At 69.8% G+C, this 802-nt stretch carries 2 protein-coding genes; both read left to right on the forward strand.

Annotated features, from left to right (window positions below; genetic code table 11):
• A partial coding sequence (locus G3I65_RS11940; RefSeq protein ID WP_160696161.1) for a response regulator transcription factor occupies positions 1 to 215 on the forward strand: 215 nt, incomplete at its 5' end.
• A 160-nt stretch (positions 216 to 375) separates the two neighbouring features.
• Positions 376 to 645 (forward strand): hypothetical protein, encoded by a 270-nt coding sequence (locus tag G3I65_RS11945; protein ID WP_160696162.1) that lies wholly within the window; start codon positions 376 to 378, stop codon positions 643 to 645.
• Positions 646 to 802: the final 157 nt, after the last annotated feature.

Below are 802 nucleotides of genomic sequence, written 5' to 3' on the forward strand. Positions count from 1 at the left end.
TCGCGGGCACGCTGCGCGGCGACGCTCCCGGCGGTCTCACGCGGCGCGAGGCCGAGGTCGCCGCGCACGTCGCGGACGGACTGACCAACAAGCAGGTCGCGGCGCTGATGCACATCTCCGAACGCACCGCCGAAACGCACGTCCAGCACATCCTCACCAAGCTCGGGCTGGCCAACCGCACCCAGATCGCCGCCTGGACCGCCCAGCGCCGCTGAGCCCGGCGCGACCTGCGTACCGCGAATGCGTACTTCACCGGACCCGGACGCGGTCCGGCGCCCATAGTGTCGGCGACATCGAAGTTTCTCGATCGAGTCCGTATCAGCCGGCTGCCCGGCTCATCTGAAACACCGGCAGCAACGGAAAAAAGGAGTCGCCATGACCTCACCGGGTTCACGACAGGCGCAGCAGAACTACCAGCAGCAGGTGCAGCACTTCTCCACGTTCCAGCGCCAGTCCGCGGACGCTCAGCGCCAGCTCGGCCAACGCCGGCACCGCGGTCCGGCCGGCCCGATCCGCCGGCTGATCGGTTTCGTGTTCTCGCTGGTGTTCATCGCCATCGCGGCCGGGGTCTTCCTGGTGATCCTCACGACCGCCGACCCCCACTGGTTCGACCACGTCAAGACGTGGCTGGGCAGCATCTTCTGAGCGCGGAGGCGGGGATGAGCGGGACCTATCGCATGGCGGCCGGGCCGGGGCAGGGCCTGTCGTCGGTGACGACGTCATCGGACAGCTGGGCGATCCACCTGGCCCCGCGGTTGTTCGCGCCGCCCGCGCGGTGGGGCTGGCAGGCCGCGGCGCCGAT

The organism is Amycolatopsis sp. SID8362, from assembly GCF_010550475.1.
Classification (GTDB): Bacteria; Actinomycetota; Actinomycetes; order Mycobacteriales; family Pseudonocardiaceae; genus Amycolatopsis; species Amycolatopsis eburnea.